Source organism: Stenotrophomonas sp. STEN020 (genome assembly GCF_056760195.1).
Window position 1 is genome coordinate 111965 of sequence record NZ_JBRREI010000004.1, and the last position, 17449, is coordinate 129413.

Genomic DNA, 17449 nt, shown 5'->3' on the forward strand with positions numbered 1-17449 from the left:
GCGCTTTCCGCTTGGCGCGTTCGTACCTTCGGAAGCACGGAGCTTCGAGTTGCGCTCGCCTACCCCTCCCCAACCCTCCCCTGCACCTGCGGTGCAAGGGAGGGAGCAGATCGCCTGCGCACGGAGATTACCCGGGAGGAGACTTGCCCCCAAAACGAACAACGCCCCGGCATTGCCGGGGCGTCGTCGATCAATTCATCACACTGAATTTACTGCGCCAATTCAAACCGCACTTCCACGCGGCGGTTCGGCAACAGGCATTCAAGCAGTGCCGCACGCGGCTTGACGCCGTCGCACTGCTGCACCTGCTGGGTGTCACCACGGTACTCGTAGCGGATCTTGTCAGCCGGCACACCGCGGCCGACCAGCAACTCACGCACGGTCTTGGCACGGCGCTCGGACAGGGCCTGGTTGTAGTCGAAGCCGTTGCCCTGCATGCGGTCGGCGTGGCCAACCAGGGTCACCCCGGCCAGTTCACGCTTCTCGCTGCCGATGGTGGCCAGGGCGCGGTCCACGCTCTCCAGCGAGTAGGTGCGGATGTCCTTGTAGCCGTCGCGGTCGAACTCGAACAGCACGTTGGCAATCAGCGGACCTGCTGCGACCGGCACAACCATCGGGCCAGCCGGATCGACGCCGCACAGGCGCGCTGCGGTTTCGGCTTCGTTGACCAGGTCTTCGGCGATCTGGATGTAGGGCTTGGAGTGGCGCCACTGCTGCTGGTTGAACTCGTTGCCGGCATGCACCAGCTCCACTTCACCACAGGCCACCTTCTGCGCAGCGCAGGCGAAGCCCGGCGTGCCGTGGATGACCTTCAGGCGCTGCCACAGATCGGCACGCAGGTACTTGGCGTCATTGACCAGAGCGGTGTCGGTGGGGATCGGCGAGACGCCGTTCTCCATGTCCACGATCAGCTTCTCCGACTCGGTCAGTGCTTCCTGCGGGAAGGCGCTGCGGTCGTTGCGGGTGTATTCGTGGAAGGACACGTCCAGCCAGCACTGCGCCTTGGACAGGTGGTAGTCACGGATCGGGCGACCACCATCATTCAACGCCTGGATGCGGCCCTGGGTCGCTTCATACGACTGCAGATCAGCATGGATGGCTTCATCGCTGATGCGCTTGGCCTGCGGGTTGAGCTGGGTCTGCTGGGCGCCGGCAGTGCCGGCGACAGCGAAGACGGCAACAGCCAGCAAGCTGCGCAGCGGACGGTTCTTGGTGTGCATAACGGTCATGGTGTCGTCCTCAGCGGGCCGGGTCGCGGTAGCGAACCGGGTCCCGACGGAATAGGTCTTCGTCGAACTTGAAGCGCAGGCGCAGGAAGAAACCCTGCTGCGTGTACTCGTAGCCATTGAGATCACTGTCGCCTTCAAAACCGGTCCAGTTGTAACCGGCCGACAGCCACAGGTTCTGCCGCAGCAGGCGGCCAACTTCCATGCCGTAGGCAAACTGGTTGCCGCCGTACTGGCCACGGAAAGTGGAGCCGAGCACACCGATATCCCAGTTTTCGGTGATGTCGTACACGACACGACCGGACACCTGCACCGCATTGAAGCTGCTGTTGACGCGGCTGCCGTCGCCATAGGCGAACTGGTCGCGCTGCCACTTTCCGGCTATACGACCGGTCAGCCACCACGGCCGCGACGGATGCCAGTCAGCGTGGGTGGAGATGATGTGCGCACGGGTGCGTACATCCTGGCTGGTGCCACTCACCACGTCGCCGTTGAGCAGGGTCAGGCCGCTTTCGTCGCGCTCGAGCTTGTACTCGTAGCGCATCAAGGCGTTGATCCGGTTGCGGTCGGTGTCACGGTAAGCCAGGCCGATCTGGAAGCGATCCTGCAGCACGTCGCCGCGCTCTTCGTAGTTGGTGGCCAGCAGGTAGTTGCGACCCAACAAGGTCCAATCACGGCTCAGCTTGCGCGCAACCATGAACTGCAACAGTGAGGTGGTGAACGCCTCGTTGCTGTCGGTGGTGCCCGGCACGTCTTCGGAGATGCGGTGCTCGGCACGGATCGCGCCGCGCCACAGCGGGTTGGCACTGTAATCCAGGGCCAGCGCCAGGCCGGTGCTGTCGCCGGTATCGCCGGCGACCACGTTGACGCGTTCGATCGAGCTGCTCAGGCGCAGGCCCTTGGCGATATCCCAGTTGTTGCGGATACCCGAGGCGGCCTGCACATCACGGCCACTGATCGCATCACGCAGGCGGTACTCGGAGAACGCCTGGGTGTCGCGGATGTAGCTGCTGTCGATACCGAACACCAGTGCATCGGCCTCGCGGTCGGTGGTGGTGATGCCGTAGGCACTGGTCAGGCCGGTCTGCTTCTCGTAGCGGCCATACAGGCGGCTGCGCTCGAAGACCTGGTAGTCGACGCCTGCGGCAACGCGGTTGCGGTCTTCACCGCTGACGCTCTGTTCATACTCGGCACCGCCGCTGAACTTGTCGTTGAAGCGGTAACCGACGCCGACACGGGCGCTGTCCGATTCCAGCTTGGTGCCAACCGGCAAGTCGCTGGTCATGGTGTCGCCATTGCTGCCGCTGTTGATCACCATCAGGCCGGTAGCCGGATCCAGCGCCTGCTGGCCGTAGCCCAGTGCGCCGCCGCCCGAACCGGTAGCAAAGCCGCCGGTCAGGCCGGACAACTGGCCGTAGCCGGTGTTCGACCACGGCGAGGTGATGCCGATGGTTTCGCGGATGCTGCGCACGCCGAAGTCCAGGGTCAGACGCTCGGTAGCGGCGACTCGCACACCGGCACCGCCGGCATCACGCTTGCCGCCATCCGGGTTGCGGTCTTCGCTACGCAGGGCTTCGACGTACAGCTCCAGGCGCGGGCCAACCGCATAGGACATGCGGCCGCTGTATTCGCCACGACCGCCGTACAGCGGTGATGCCTGGTTGTTGAACTCCGGATCGGTGCGCGCACCGAACAGACGCGCGTCGAACTTGTCGCCGTCATGGGCGAACTCAACGCGCCATGCGTCGCCTTCAACCTGACCGGTAATGTCCTTCAAACCCTGCGAAGTGACCTGGTTGAGCGAGTTGGTGTTGACCTCACTCTGGGTGCGGGCGAACTCAGCCACCAGCATGGTGTTCTGACCGAAACGATAGCCAGCGTTGACGCTGCCCATCTTGAACTCGGCATACGGATTCTGGTCTTCGACCGCCGACGCACCGACTTCCAACTTGTCGGTCAGCTTGAACTGGCCGTCGGCGCCCACCACCCAGAACTTCTCGGTCTGCTGATCGAGCTCATAGGTGATGCGCAGCGAAACCGGATTCAGATCGCTGTCGAACGAGGGCAGGAACTGGTTGAGCAGGATGCGTCCGGAGAACGGCTCGAAGCTGTAGTCCACCAGACGTGCCAGCGGCTTGACCGAGACGATGCGCGAGGGCTGGTTGCGGTCACGCACGATCATCTCGACGCGCTCGCTGCCTTCCAGCACCGCATTGTTACGCAGCGCATACGGGCCACTGCCCTGGCTGCGGAACTCTTCGATGATCTGCCGCAGCGAATCCTCGATGGCGAACACATTGGTACGCACGCGCTCACTTTCAAAGTGCCAGCCCAGGCCGGTTGCGGTGCGGTTGTAGGTGCTCAGGCTGCGCTGCGGGATCGGACCGCTGCCGCCAACGCCACTGGTCGTCGCCAGGGTGTCACCGGTCTGGAAATCGCCGTACAGCAGGTAGCTGCGCTTGTTGTCCACACGCACATACAGGCGCTCGGCCGAGCGAGCATCGAAGCCACGCAGCGAGGAATCACCGTAGACCGGATAGAACTCTTCTGGCTGGATGTCGCGCAGCAGGCGGCCACGCACATCCTTGTCCGAATCATAGGCGGCGGTGAGCAGGTACTCGCCCTTGATCCGGCCCTTGACGAAGAACGCGGTGCGCGCCGAGGCGCTGGCCTTGCCGTTGTTGAACTGCTTCTCCCAGCGACGGATGTCGCGGTCGAACGCATCGTGGTGCTGCACCGGCGAGATCAGGCTGGCGTTGGACTTGTTGCGGAAATTCAGCACGCCTTCGATCAGGCCGGTGGCGAGCAGCTCGCGCATTTCCGGCAGGAAGCCAATCGTGCCTTCGGCGGTTTCGCCACCGGCAGTAATCCGCAGCAACACATCCTGCGGGTCATGCGGGGCGATCAGGTCGAACTCGGCAACACCGTTTTCCACTTCCAGCTGCACGCCAGGCATCACCTTGTCGGCGTCGCTCGCACCCGGGCCGAACTCGTCGGTACGCGAACCCGGCAGGCGAATGCGGCCGCCGCTGTTCTCGATGGTGACGAACGATTTGCCAGCCAGCGGCTTGCCGTCGGCGCCGAGCAGATGCACGGTGATGTGCACCGGCGTCTGCCCATCGGCTGGCACACCGTCACGGTCCACTTCCACCGAGACACGATCAACACCGGCATTGCGGCTGTAGTCCACTTCGCCCGAGCGCGCCGCCACCACTTCCGGCGGCGTATCGGTGGTGGTCAGCGAACGCGGGTACAGCGTGGTGCTGTCACCGATCACCGGGGTGAAGCGGGTGCTGCTGCCCACGTTCTGGGCCATCAACGGCAATGAAGCAGTTGCCAACGCGCAGGCCAACAGGCTTACGCGCGGCATCTTGCGCAGGGCGGTGCGGCTCATGGCTGCACCTCCTGCTGGGCCGCCGCGGACGGCGGATTGGGTCGCGGTTGCACGATCGGCCTCTGGTTGGACGAGTCCGTGGCCTGCTGCGGCGCACGGACCGGCTTGCTGTCAAAACGCAGCTGCGACTGCCCGGTTTCGGTTTCCGGTGCACGCACCTCACCCTGGGTACGACGCGCCTTCACCTGCTCCAGCAGCGGGTTGGAGCAGCTGCCCTCGACGAAGTCGGCGCGGTGCAGCTCACCGTTCTTCAGGTCCAGGAACAGGCTGTCGGCATCGCCCAGGTTGCGGTTGCTGCTGGTGGTCAGACGGGCGCCCACCGGCAGGGTGGACGGGTCCACCTTCAAGGTGTGGCTCTGCGGCGGCAGGCCGCAGTAGCTGTACTTGCCTTCGGAATCGGAAATCATCCAGGTGCCGTTGGAGAAGTACATGCGCACGCCCGGAATACCCAGCTCTTCCTTGTCCTGCACGTGGTTGTTGTTGCAGTCCACGAAGATCTTGCCCAGCACACAGGCTTCCTCGGTGAACACGCCACCGGTGACGCGCACGCGGTACTCGGCACGGTTGGACGGCACCGAACCCGGCACCGGCGTCATGGTGCCCGGATCGATACAGCCACCGCTGATCGAGCAACCATGTGCCTGCGCACGGTTGATGCCATCGCCCTGCTGCGCACCCACGCCGACACGCACGCGGTAGGTCAGCACCAGCTGCTGGCCGACGTTGATCGGGCCAAGGTTGAAGCCCAGACGCGGGCCCGGCTTGCCGAACGGATCTTCCACAGCGCGCCCACCCACACGGCCAGTGCCGTCGATGTAGGTGAAGCCACGCGGCAGCGTATCGACCACGTTCAAGGTGGCCATCGCACTGCCGGCGGTCTGCCGCACGGTGATGGTGTACTGCACGGTGTCACCGATTTCAGCGGTCTGGCGATCACCGGTCTTGGTGATGACCAGGCCAGTGGCCTGCGCGGTATCCAGCGGGATGTGGTTGTGCACGATGCCAGCGGTAGCCGAACCTGCGAACAGGGTCAGCCAGTACTGGGTAGGCGTGCCCACTGCACCGGTCGGTGCACCGGTCTGCGGCTGCACCAGGTGGCTGCTACCCGCTGCACCCAGTGGTGACAACGAACCCGTCTCCGCCGGGATCAGCGACGACACGAACTGGTAACCACCCGGCGGCGTGACCGTCAGCTGGAACTCGCAACGTGCCGGCGCGGCCGGACCAAACATGAACTGGTAATAGCCGTTGTTGCCAACCGTCATCGACACCGCATTGCCTTCCACGCGGTAACCACCGGCGCCGGCATTGAGGATGGCGGTCTTCGGGTCATAGCCGGTGCACACGCCAACCGGTGCGAGGGTGACGATGGAGCCCGGCACCGGATCACGCGTAACTGCGTCGTAGACGACACCGGACGGATCCACCGGCAGGCTCTGCTGCGGCAGATGCTGGCCGGCTTCGAGCACGACCTGCAGCTGGCTGGTGCCGTTCTCACTGACACGGCAGGCACTGACGCCGTCGTTGCCGATCGCACGCGGGCTGTCACAGCCAACGCCCATACCACCGGCGGTTTCCTGGTTGACCGGCCATGCCCATAACACGCCGGAGCTCGGATCGCGGAACTGGATGTTCCACTTCACGCCCGGGATCACGTCGGCGAAACGATAGCTGCCATCCACCGCGGTAATGGTGGACTGGGACACCAGACCGGTCACCGAATCCATCAACTCCACGATCCACGACTGCAGGCGCTCGTCGCCGCCGTCGAGGAAGGTGTCCTCGCTACCGACATCGAACCACACAGTGCCGCCAACCGAGGACGACAGCTGCACCTGGTTGGGCACGCGGCAGACGTTCTGGGTAATGCTGGTATCGCACACCGGCAGGTCGCCGACGTTGCCTTCAAAGGTGCTGCGCTCGGTGGTGGTCGGGGTACGGAACTCATTCTCACCGCCGCCTTCGATCAGCACCGCATTGTTGACGGTGCCAGCGTTGGCAGCCTCGATACCGACGTGCACCTTGACGGTGATGTCAGACAACGAAGTGGTGCCGACGTTGACGACTTCCGAACTGCGGCACTCGAAGCGTGCATCGCCCACTGCACCGGAGCAGGTCCAGTTGTTGCCCGCCGGCACTTCGGCCAGGGTCAAGCCCACCGGCAGGCGATCCTTGACGATGTACTCGCCGAAGGACGGCTTCTGCCCACCGTTACGCACGCGGATGGTGTAGCTGCCCACGTTGTTGACGGTGAACTTCACCGTGTTGGACGACTTGCTCACCAGCATGTCCGGCGAATCGCCGATCTCGCCGAAGTTGTTGTCCACCGAGTTGTTGCCCGGCTTCAGCACGATGCCGTCGATCTGCGAAGGCACGGTTTCCTTGCCGGTGACCTTGGCGCCGGACTTCACACCGTCGATGCTGCCGGCGGTGGTCAGGCCATTGAGGGTTTCAGCAGGCTGGGTCGGCTCGGTCACGATGTAGGTGCCCGGGCGCAGGTTCTGGAACACATAGTGACCCTGCGCATCGGTGACACCCTGCACGTTGACCGGGTTGCCCAGGTCGTCGGTGCCGGTCAGCACCACGTCGATCATGGCGTAGCCACCTTCGTCGTTCTGCTTGATGCCGTCATCGTTGCTGTCGTTGTAGACGAAGCCGGCAATGCTGCCCACCGGCACTTCACCGAAGTTGTTGTCCTTCGAGGCTTCGTTGACGCCGACCACGATCGTCGAGATCTTCGACGGTGTGGTGCCCGGTGTGGTCGCCGTACCACCGGTACTGCCCGGCACGGTCTTGCCATCCAGGGTGCCCGGCGGCTGGTTCGGCTCGGTCACGGTGTAGGTGCCCGGCGGCAGCTCGTCAAAGCTGTAGCTGCCGTCTGCGCCGGTGGTCACGGTGAGCTTGATCGGCGTGCCATCGATCGCGGTGCCTTCCAGCTCCACGGTCACACCACCGATGCCCTTCTCGCCCGGATCCACCACGCCATCATTGTTGGTGTCTTCCCACACCTTGCCGCTGATGGCGCTGCTGCGCGGAATTTCACCGAACAGGTTGTCCACCGAAGCCGTGCCCGGCACCGACAGGTCGATGTCGGTGACCTTGCTCGGCACCGTGGTGACCGGCGTGGCAGTGCCACCGGCGCTACCGGCGGTGGTGATGCCATTGGCGGTACCAGCCGGCTGGGTCGGCTCGGTTAGGCTGTACTTGCCCGGACGCAGACCTTCGAAGCTGTACTTGCCGTCCTTGTCGGTGGTGGTGCTCAGGCTGACCGTAGCGCCGGTATCGTCGACGCCGCTCAGTTCGATGACCACACCGTCCAGACCGGTCTCGGCCGCACCCAGCATCGCGCCGTCATTGTTGACGTCGAGGAACACCGCACCAGAGATCGACACCTGCAGCACTTCGCCGAAGTTGTTGTTCTCGGACACGCCGCCCGCAGCCAGGGTGATGCCGCTGATCGCGCTGGGCACGGTTGCCACCGACGTCGCCACACCGCCGGTGCTGCCAGCGGTGGTGATGCCGTTGATGGTCGGCGCGCCGCTGTAACTCGGCTGCGCCGCCTGCTGGGTCACCGCATAGGTGCCGGCCAGCAGATCCTGGAACACGTAGTTGCCGTTGGCGTCGGTGCTTGCCTTCAGTGCGTCCTGGCCAAGCACGTTCTTGATGCTGGCTGGCAACGCAACTTCCACATTGGCCAGGCCCGGCTCACCGGCGTCCTGGATACCGTTGTTGTTGCTGTCCAGATAGACCACACCCGACAACACCGCGGCCTTTTCGCCGAAGTTGTTGTTGTCCGAGCCAGTCGACGGCAGGTTGGTGATGGTGATGACGTTGGAGGTGTTCTCCTTGCCATCGGCCAGATTCGCCGGCTGGGTTTCGGTGATGGTGTAGTCCACGCCCGGCAACGCATCCGGCCAGCTGTAGCTGCCGTCGCTGCCGGTGGTGATGGTTACGTTGACGTCATCGCCGCCACCAGGCACGCCGTCCGGGCCGTTGCTGGTGATGGTGATGCTCACGCCCGGAATACCCGGTTCACCCGGATCCTGGCTGCCGTCATCGTTACGGTCGACATACACGGTGCCGTTGATCGGTGCCTTCTTCAGCTCACCAAACAGATAACCGCTGGCCAGCTGGCCTGCATCCAAACCGATACCCGAAAGGATATTGGCCACGGCGTTGCTGCCGGTAGTGCTTGCATTGCCAGCGCGATGCTTGCCGTCCTCGTAACCAGCAGGCTGGGTCTCGGTGATGGTGTAGTTACCCGCAAGCAGATCACCAAAGCTGTAGGCACCGTTGTTGTCAGTGGTGGTGGTGCGGGTGACAGGCTTGCCCGCCGCATCCGTGCCGGTCAGGGTCAGGGTGGCGCCGGCAATACCGGCTTCGCCGCTGTCCTGGATACCGTTGTTGTTGCCCGCGGCAGTTGCCGAGAAGTCCTCGTACACGACGCCGGTCAAGCCACCCAGCTTCTCACCGAAGTTCTGGTCGCTGACACCCGCCACCGGCAGCTTGCCAATGCTGATCTCATTGCCCGGATTCTGCTTGCCTTCGGCGTAGCCGGTCGGCTGCAGCTCCTTGACCACGTAATCCACACCGGTGGGCAGGTTGCTGAACGCATAGGCGCCCTGTGCATCGGTCTTGGTACGGGTGATCTCGGTCGTGCCGTCGGCGGCATACAACACCACCACGACACCCTCGATGCCACCATTCGACGCCGAGTTGTTGCCGCCGGCATCGCCGGCATCGAAGCTGCCGCTGTCGTCACGGTCAACGTAGACCGTACCGCTGATTCCGGCCACCAGCACTTCACCGAAGTTGTTGTCCACCGAGCTTTCACCCGGCAGCAACGGAATACCCTTGATTGCACTCGGCGTTTCGGCAACCAGCGATGCAGTGCCACCGGTGCTGCCCTGGGTGGTCTTGCCGTTGTGGGTGCTTGCACCACCGTAGACCGGCTGCGCTACCTGCTGCGTCACCGTATAGGTGCCCGCCAGCAGGTCCTGGAACACGTAGTTGCCATCGGCATCGGTGACCGCCTTGGCAACCAGCTTGCCCAGGGCATCCTTGGTGCCGGCAGGCAGCGTGACTTCCACATTCGGCAGGCCCGGCTCGCCTGCATCCTTTACGCCATCGTTGTTGCTGTCCAGATAGACGGCGCCCGACAGCACTGCGGCAATCTCACCGAAGTTGTTGCCGCTGGAACCGGTGGACGGCAGGTTGTTGATGATGATGACGTTCGGCTTGCCGGTATTGACGGTGCCGTTCTCCTTGCCATCGCCAAGATCACTCGGCTGGGTTTCGGTGACACGGTAGTTCTTGCCGGTCACTGCTTCCGGATAGGTGTAGTAGCCGTTGTTGTCGGTGACGATAGCCGGACCCGGTACCTTCACCCAGTTGCCCGGGCCGTCTTCCACCTCCACAGTGAGGCTGATGTTGGGGATGCCCGGCTCACCAGCGTCCTGCTTGCCATCATTGTTGCGGTCGATGTAGATCGTGCCGCTGATGGGCGCATTGGCCAGCTCACCGAACAGGTAATCGATGCCGCTCTGGCCGGCAGCGAGCGTGATGCCACTGATGATATTGGCCACCGCATTGCTGCCCTGTGCACTGCCGCCAATGGTGCCAACGGTGTGCTTGCCATCGATGTAGGCCGACGGCTGGGTTTCAGTGATGACGTAGGAACCCGCAAGCAGGTCACCGAAGCTGTAAGCGCCGGTGCTGGCATCGCTGATCGCAACGCGATTGACCGGAGTGCCATTGGCATCGGTGCCGGTCAGCCTCAAGGTCACTCCGCCGATGATCTTCTCACCGGAATCGTGGCGGCCGTTGTTGTTGTTCGCCGCAGTGCCCGAGAAATCCTCGTATACCAGGCCTGCCAGCGAGCCCAACAGCTCGCCGAAGTTCTGATCGATGACACCGGCGACCGGCAACGCAGCGATGTTGATGCTGTTGCTGCTGTTCTGCTTGCCTTCGGCATAGCCGGTCGGCTGCAGTTCCTTGACCACGTAACCCACACCGGTCGGCAGGTTGCTGAAGCTGTAACCGCCCTGTGCGTCGGTGCGGACGCGGGTGATCTCGGTCGTGCCGTCAGCTTCATACAACACCACTACAACACCCTCGATGCCGCCATTGGCCGCCGAGTTGGTGCTGCCCGCATCGGCGGCGTCGAAGCTGCCATTGTCGTTGCGGTCCACGTAGACCGAACCGCTGATGGCGGCTACCAGTATTTCGCCGAAGTTGTTCAGCACCGAGCTGCCACCCGCGGTCAGCGGGATATCACTGATGGCGCTCGGGACCACGCTCACCGCAGTCGCCGTGCCACCGGTACTGCCCTTGGTGGTCTTGCCGTTGTGGGTGGTTACACCATCGTAGACCGGCTGTGCACTCTGCTGCGTCACCGTATAGGTGCCCGCCAACAGGTCCGGGAAGCTGTAGTTGCCGTTCGCGTCGGTGGTGGCGGTCAGGTGGTCTACACCTAGCGCGTTCTTGACCGCGGCCGGGAGGCTGATCACCACGCCCGCCAAACCCGGCTCGCTGCCGTCCTGTACACCGTTGTTGTTGCTATCCAGGTAGACCACGCCGGACAGCACCGCAGCCTTCTCACCGAAATTGTTGCCGCTTTGACCTGCAACGGGCAATTTGGCAATCGTGATCGAGTTGCCCGGATTGGTAACGCTCTGGCCCAGGCCCGCAGGCTGGACTACCTCTTCAATCAGGTATTCCTTGCCAATAACCGCATCCAGATAGCTGTATGCACCGTTGGCGTCGGTCTTGCCGGTATAGACGGTAACCCAGGCACCGTTTTCCTTGACCTTGATGGCGATATCCACGTCGGCAATGCCGACGTCGTTGCTGCCACCATCAAAGTCACCCGCTGTCGCCTTCCTGTCAAGGAAGACGACACCGCTGATCGGAGCCTTCAGGTTTTCGCCGAAGTTGAATTCGGTACCGTCGCCAGCCGCCAGCTTGATGCCGCTGATCCGGCTTTCATTGGCTGCGCTGCCCGCGCCCGGAATACAAACGGTGGATACGCACAGCACACCACCGATCTTGCCGGGGTTCACGGCTGCGGGCACATCAACCAGGCCCGCCGGGCTGCTCGGCAGCGGTTCGCCCACTACATAAGTCTTACCGGCGGACAGACCGGTAAACGTATAGGCACCAGCGTTGGTCGTGGTTACCGGCGGAAGCACACGACCGGTTTCCACCTCAAGCAGGGTCAGGGTCGCGCCCACAATCGGCGCATCGCCGGCATTGAAGGTCAACGAGTTGTCCTGATCGACGTAGACGAAACCGCTGAGTCGACGCTCGTTCGGCTCGGGGAAATCGAACATCACACCCGTACCACCCGAGCTCAGCACCACACCGCTGATCACACTGGTGGCGTTGTCCGGGTTGGACGCCGTGCCCTTGCTGGTCACACCGACGCTGCTGCCGTTGCGGATGTTGCGGACGGTATTGGGCTGGGCTACGCCATTGACCGGGTAGCCGCTCGGCTGCTTCTGGGTGATCGTATAGCCGCTTGCGTCCGACGGCGGAAGATTCTTGAACAGGTAATCGCCGCTGCCGTTGGTCGGCATGGTCATTGCGATGTTGTTGCCGTTGGCGTCAACACCGGTCAGCTTGATCTCAACACCCGCAATGGCGGCATCACCGGGATCCTGGTCACCGTTGTCGTTGGCATCGGCGAACACGCGCCCGCCAATGCTGGCCGCCTGCTTGACCTCTACATCCGACTCAGCGTCGTTGTTGGTGGTATCCGGCTCCTTGAAGGCCTCGGCGTTATTCTCATCAAGTCCCGGCGATACCTTGACCTTGTTCTTGACAGGCGTTGCATACGGCCCGCTGTACACGCCAGGCACCGGACGCGCCCACAGCTTTACCTCGACCCCATTGGCAGCGCCATTGGGGAAGTTGCCGAGCAGATCACAGGTGATCTGCTGGTGCTGGCTACCGGCGGTGATCGGGTTGGTCGAGCTGCCGGAGAGATAGCAGACATTGCCTGTGCCCGCTGCCGGCGCATTGCCACGAATCGTCAACGGCCCCGCGATACTCGCGGTTCCCTTGACCGTGGCGACCGGAATATGACCGCTGCTGGTCACCCACTCGAAACCGTTTGGCAAGGTATCAACCATACGCAGACGGGCAACGGTATCCGGACCGTTGTTGGTCAAGGTGATGGTGAACGGCACAACATCGCCCGTATCGATCTTGCTGCCGGGCGGCAGATCGGTGGTCTTGCTCACGGTCAGATCACCGCGCGGCCAGACCGATCCATTGATGCGCGCATTGTTGTTGTTGTCCGTGTGCACCGCCTTGGTGCACCAGCCCTTGCGCTCATAGCCGTTGGGCGTCGTGGCCTCTTCCTGGCTGCCGGATGAGCACACCATCGCAGTATCACCAAAGCTCACACGTGTGGTGGCCGTATTGGTGGTGCCACTTCTATCGACCAGTTTGAAGCGCAGCTCGAAGTCCAGCTGCTCCTTCGGTCCGAGGTAGTCCTTGTCGGTGAACGTGCAGCTCACCTTGTCTGCCGCTGGCTGGCTGCAGCCGACAGCACGCGCCACCATGGTGTGACCGTTGAGCACGGTGCCGGCGTTCATGTTTTCGCCGGTGGTGCTGACCAGCTTCAGCTCATAGCCCGCCTGCGGATCAAGGAAATCGGTCATCTTCACCGCCTCAGCGCGCGTCAAGCCGCCGTTGCTGATGGTGAAGCGGAACCGGAGCTCCTCATTCAAATAGAAGATCCGATCAGCCCGACCTACCGGGAAGATCGCCTCCTTGGCCTGCACCAGGTCGTAGTCCGGCGTGGTGATCTGGAACTTCAGGGTGTACGCGTTGTTGCCAAGCGCACTGGCGTCTCCACAGGCGGTACTCACCGGCCTGATCACACTGTTTGCATCCGTGTAGGTCGCGGAGTTCCATTCGCACATGCCAGCACCCAGCTGCACACTGGCGGTGTTGGTGGCCTTATTGGTGTCGTAGACCACACTGTCCAGCGGGTAAGCGCTGGGAGTCAGCGCCGGCCGCATAACCTGGGTATTGATCTTCACCAGGGCCGTGTTATTTGCCGGAATCGTCGTGTTGTTGCTGCAACGCACACGCGTGTGGTTGGCATCGGGAATACCGGCGAGCAGTTCGCACGTCAGCCTGGCGTCGGTGCCACTGGTCACGGCAGGCAGGCCAGCACTCAGGTCGTAGGAGGGCTTCGCCAAGGTTGCCTCGCCGGTGTAGATATCATCTACCACCACGAAATCGCCGACGCCGGTGATCGCGAACGGTCCACGATTCTCCGCACTGATCGAGAAGGTCATCGGCTGCCCGATCGCGGGCTTGCCTGGATTGACAACTTTGTTGGTGATGCGCACATCCAAACGCGGCGCGATTTCAGCCGTGGCGTTGTCTTCCACCGTTCCGCTCAGCACCGCATTGGGCGAGCTGATCCTTGCCTTGTTGTCCAGCACCCAGTTGTTGCTCACGCCCGCCACTGGCGCCTTGGCATCGGCACTACCAAGCTCGCGCTTTACATGCAGCTTCAGGGTAATCACCGCTCCGCCGGCTACGTCGGTGAATTTGCATTCCAGCTTCTTGCTACCCGCCAAGATCTGCGCTGGGCAAGTGTGCGTGCCATAGCTACCGGGAGTGGAATCGACCGTGACGTTGATCGCTGGCGTGCGCGCATGTGCAAGGTTTGAAATGCCCGGCAGATTATCGACCAGGTCAAGCGTCTGGATCGGCAATACGGTTGCACCCGTCGGGCGGGTGATCTGGATTTTCCAGTACAGATCCGTTTCCAGCTCGCCCAGAACGACGTTCTCGGACCAGCTGACGTCGTCCTTTGAAACCTGTTTCGTGATATCGATTTTGCCGCTGTCAGGAACTTTACCAACCGGTGTTCCTACCAGATCCGCTCCTGCCTCCGCGCAATCATTGCCGGCATTTGTGTCGGCCGGGTAAGGACGGGCGCCGGGCGGCGTGCCCAGAATATCCATTGCGGTGGTGGAACCGCAGGCCTTGTCAATAAGCGTGACCGGCGTTGCGTTCGGTGCCATCTGCGCGATTGTCGTAGTGAAGGAGACACTCAAGGATTCATTGATCGCAAGTGTCCCGCTGCCGATGGTTCTGCAATCAACAATTTTTGTATGGGCCGCGCTAGGCCGCTGCGCGAGCTCGGCTTGCGTGCTGGCGTCACGGACGCTGCACGTCCAACTACTGGAAATGTCGATGAGTGCATCAGCATCAATTTCTTCCGGGCGCATGAAGTCCAGCACCCGCAACGGCGCTGCCGGGCTGTAGCTGAGCACGCCGGTGCTGTTGGCCGCATTCGTGAAAGTCAGCTTGGTGGTGATCTGGGTGCCGGGAATTTGCGGACCGGAGATAACGCCACCGCCACCAGCCTTGAGCTTTTCTTTTTTCAAACTCAGGTCGGCCAGCGGCGTATCGACCGTGTAGTTCACGCTGGTCGTATTGTTGGTCAGGTCACCATCGGCCAAGCTGGGATCAGGATTGACCTTGACCGCGATGCTCCCGCTACCAGGTGTAGGCGGCATCTTTACCGGAATGACGAACGGCTTTTCAGAACCTGCGGCCACGGTCGTGTTGACCTGGCAGGTCAGCGTCTGCCCGGGCAACGGGGCATTGGACACCACCGGACCGCAGCCCACCGGCAAATTATTGTCGTCGATGACAAAGCCGTCCGGGATCAACGCTTCGATGCTGCCGTTGGTCGAGGTGACCGGACCATTGTTCCTGTAAGTCAGCGTCAGGGTCGCATTGCCTTCCGGCAGGTGCGGACCGGCGGACAGGCTTGCCAGCGCCTGGATGTCGGTACCCGGATCGGCGGTATAGGTCACCGCATCCTTGTTGTTTGCGTCTACCACCCGATCCAGATAGCCGCTGACCGGAGCGATTTCGACGTTGTTGTCAAAGCTGCCTTCTGCCTTCTGCACACCCTCTACAACGATGCTTGCATTGGCGAAGCTGCTGGCCGCCAATGGCCCTGTATAGGTACAGGTGACCGTGTGCGTTGGCTTGCTGATCACACAGTTGGCCGGCGGCCCTGCGCTCACTGATGCGCTGGTCGCTTCAAACTGACCAGCGCCCCCTGGCAATTTGTCGACAACTTTGATCGAGGCGCCTGCAGGAATGTCTGCATTGACGCCACCGATGCGCGGCCTCAGTTCAAAGCTCATTTTGCCGCTGGCAATCGCATTGCCGGCCGGCGAAGTCTTTAGCTTGGTGACGGTCAGGTCGCCGCTGGGGGTAACGCTGCCGGTATTGTTGCTGGCGCTGGTACTGCCCGCGTCATCACCGGTAGCAATAAAGCTCAGCGATTGTGCAGGCTGCACGCCCTTGATCTGCACGCGCAGGGTTCCGTCGATAACACCGGGCGGAATGGTGCAGGTGAGCGTTCCCGACACCGGGCCGGTGCAACCTGCCGCCAACGCGTCTGCGGACTCGACGGTTACCTCGGCTGGCAGCTTCAGCGTGAATGTGCCGCCCGAACTGACTGGCGCGGTATCCCAGCGGACTGCGAGATCCGCTTTCATCTCGACGCCGAGATTTGTTGGCGGCGTTACTTCCTGGGGAATCACCGCAGCCATCGCCCCAGCGACTGGCAACATGCCACCCATCACAAGCAGCAGCGTCGCCGCGCGATGCTTCCAAACTGCGAACTGCGCCCAACGCCCTGCTCGGCGATGAGCGGACTCAGCGCCTGACTTCAAGGATTTGACCACTTCATCTTCAGACTGGATGTACATCGGTAAACCTCTTGCAAACGCTGCGCGCGCGGGCCGCCAGATCTGGCAGCCCGGGAAAATTCATGTTCGGCAGACGGTTCGCCCCAAAAACGAACCGCCAATTCAGCACCGTGAGGTGCTCGTGTTGGCGCGGATTCTTACGGCGCGTGCGCGCCTATTCAGTTCCGCTTTGTGACGGAACCTCTCACTTGCTTGCGCGGCGGACTGCCGGGCGTGAGCGTTAAACCGCTATCACATTGATTTCACGCAGGAATTACACATACGGTCGCGTACGAAGATGAATCGGCGCGCCTTCAACTTCGTGAATCACAACTTAATGAAAAAGTGTGACCTAGACCGTAAGACGGTAGCCGGCACCACGAACTGCGCGGACCGGGAGGGTACAGCCGGTGGCCGACTGCACGCGGTTACGCAAACGGTGTACCAGCACTTCAATCCGGTGCGGATCAAAGCTCCAGGGCTGGTCAGTCAGGGCGGCAATCAGGCGTTCGCGGGCGACAGTCTCGCCTGGCGATGAGAACAGCAAAGTGAGAAATGCGCGTTCGGCCTCGGTCAGCGCCAATACCTGCGCATTGGGCCCGCGCAGGTCCCAGCCGTCGGATTCCAGCCCCCAGCTGGCGTCGCTGCCAGATCCGGCGGCTTCCATCAGCTGCGCCGCCTCACCCGGCAAGCGCCGGCGCAGGCTGTACAGCTTGGCAGCGAGGAATTCCGGCTCCGGGCGGTGCGGCAGGCAGGCGTCGGCGCCGGCCCACAGGCCATCGGCAATCAGTTGTGGAGTATTCGGGTCGACCAACAGGACCACACCCAGATCATCACGACGGCGCAGGTGCTCGACCGTCTCGACCATGCCGGCGCGGACCCGGGTGGTGTCGATGACCACGATGTCGCAGGGAATGATCACCAACTCGCGGTACAGCGCCTCCACGCTGTCCAGTGCCTGGATCTGGGCACCGTAGGGCAACAGTGGCTGCAACAGCTCCAGGTTACCGACAATCCAGATACGCAGTGGCGCCAAGGCCGTGGGATTGGCTGCGCCCATGGGCGCATAGTTCAGATCCGATACCACACAC

At 62.6% G+C, this 17449-nt stretch carries 4 protein-coding genes; all 4 read right to left on the bottom strand.

The window, feature by feature from the left end:
• Positions 1 to 209: 209 nt before the first annotated feature.
• The 4 genes from ACVOLZ_RS03285 to ACVOLZ_RS03300 all read right to left on the bottom strand — a co-directional run bounded on the left by ACVOLZ_RS03285 (position 210) and on the right by ACVOLZ_RS03300 (position 17445).
• A complete protein-coding gene (locus ACVOLZ_RS03285; protein WP_481515012.1) occupies positions 210 to 1229 on the bottom strand; it encodes an OmpA family protein in 1020 nt (339 codons plus the stop codon).
• A 10-nt stretch (positions 1230 to 1239) separates the two neighbouring features.
• Complete coding sequence (locus ACVOLZ_RS03290; protein WP_481515013.1) at positions 1240 to 4620, bottom strand: Ig-like domain-containing protein; 3381 nt, start codon at positions 4618 to 4620, stop codon at positions 1240 to 1242.
• Complete coding sequence (locus ACVOLZ_RS03295; protein ID WP_481515014.1) at positions 4617 to 16379, bottom strand: SdrD B-like domain-containing protein; 11763 nt, start codon at positions 16377 to 16379, stop codon at positions 4617 to 4619. Before ACVOLZ_RS03295 ends, ACVOLZ_RS03290 begins: the two co-directional genes overlap by 4 nt.
• A 331-nt stretch (positions 16380 to 16710) precedes the next feature.
• Positions 16711 to 17445, bottom strand: a complete 735-nt coding sequence (locus ACVOLZ_RS03300; protein WP_481515015.1) for a winged helix-turn-helix domain-containing protein — start codon at positions 17443 to 17445, stop codon at positions 16711 to 16713.
• Positions 17446 to 17449: the final 4 nt, after the last annotated feature.

Coding starts and splice junctions, on each gene's coding strand:
- ACVOLZ_RS03285 (WP_481515012.1), bottom strand. CDS start 1,229: ATGACCGTTATGCACACCAAGAACCGTCCGCTGCGCAGCTTGCTGGCT.
- ACVOLZ_RS03290 (WP_481515013.1), bottom strand. CDS start 4,620: ATGAGCCGCACCGCCCTGCGCAAGATGCCGCGCGTAAGCCTGTTGGCC.
- ACVOLZ_RS03295 (WP_481515014.1), bottom strand. CDS start 16,379: ATGTACATCCAGTCTGAAGATGAAGTGGTCAAATCCTTGAAGTCAGGC.